This window comes from Ensifer sp. GW823-FHT05D09 (genome assembly GCF_058795755.1).
Map to the genome: position 1 here is coordinate 1 of NZ_JBXAIA010000027.1, position 1405 is coordinate 1405.

Sequence of the window (1405 nt, forward strand, 5' to 3'; positions counted from 1 at the left end):
CTCGCGGGCAACGAAGGGGAAGGTGACGAAGACGGTCGCCAGCACCAGGCCCGGCACGGCAAACAGGATCTGGATGCCATGGCTCTGCAGCCAGGGGCCGATGAGGCTGTGCGAGCCGAACAGAAGCACGAAGACCAGGCCGGAGATGACGGGCGAGACCGAGAACGGCAGGTCGATCAGCGTCGTCAAAAAGGCCTTGCCCTTGAACTCGAACTTGGCGATCGCCCAGGCGGCGGCCACCCCGAAGACGAGGTTGAGCGGCACGGCGATGGCAGCGACGATCAGCGTCAGGCGGATGGCGGAAAAGGTTTCGGCATCGCCAAGGGCGGCGAAGAACTCGGCCGGTCCCTTGCGCAGCGCCTCGGTAAAGACGGCCGCCAGCGGCAGAAGCAGGAACAGGCCGACGAAGGCGAGCGCTGCGACGATCAGGCTGAGGCGCGCAAAGCGGCTTTCCGAGGTGGCGGCGCGCACGTGCTGGGAGTTGGCGGCGAGATCAGGCGACATAGACATATCTCCGCCGGCTCCAGGCCTGGATCGAGTTGATGACGAGCAGCATGGCAAAGGAGATGATCAGCATCACCGCGGCAATGGCGGTGGCGGCAGGATAGTTGAACTCCTCCAGCCGGATGACGATCAGCAGCGGCGCGATCTCGGAGACATAGGGCAGGTTGCCGGCGATGAAGATCACCGAGCCGTATTCGCCGACGCCGCGGGCAAAGGCGAGCGCAAAGCCGGTGAGGCCTGCCGGCAGCAATCCCGGCAACAGCACCCGGCTGATCGTCTGGAAGCGGCTGGCGCCAAGGGTGGCGGCTGCCTCCTCCACTTCCTTGTCGATCTCTTCCATGATCGGCTGCACGGTGCGGACGACGAAGGGCAGGCCGACGAAGATCAAGGCGACGACGATGCCGGCCGGGGTAAACGCGATCTTGATGCCGAGCGGGGCGAGCAGCGAGCCGATCCAGCCATTGGGAGCGTAAAGTGTCGCCAGCGCAATGCCGGCGACCGCCGTCGGCAGCGCGAACGGCAGGTCGACCATGGCGTCGATCACCCTTTTGCCGGGGAAACGATAGCGCACCAGCACCCAGGCGAGGATGACGCCGAACACCAGATTGACGATCGCTGCGACAAAGGCCGTGCCGAAGCTGATCTTCAGCGCGTTCAACGTCCGGGTATCGAGCGCCAGCGTCATGAACTGCGACCAGCCGAGGCTGCTCGAACGCCAGATCAATCCCGACAGCGGGATGAGAATGATCAGCACCAGCCAGAAAAGCGTGACGCCGAGCGCCAGACCGAAACCGGGAAGCACACTCGGTTGGCGAAACCGCCAGCGGCTCTTGTGGCCATGCTCTCTCAAATCCAGCTCACCTCTTCCATGCGCCTCAGGAAAACCCAGGCGCTCCCATTA

General features: G+C 64.3%; 2 protein-coding genes. Both read right to left on the reverse strand.

The features are described from left to right. A partial coding sequence (locus AC1Q80_RS30750; protein ID WP_492362929.1) for an ABC transporter permease family protein occupies positions 1–504 on the reverse strand: 504 nt, incomplete at its 3' end. After that, complete coding sequence (gene cysT / locus AC1Q80_RS30755; protein WP_234941758.1) at positions 494–1354, reverse strand: sulfate ABC transporter permease subunit CysT; 861 nt, start codon at positions 1352–1354, stop codon at positions 494–496. The genes AC1Q80_RS30750 and cysT, both read right to left, overlap by 11 nt. Between the last annotated feature and the right edge of the window lie 51 nt (positions 1355–1405).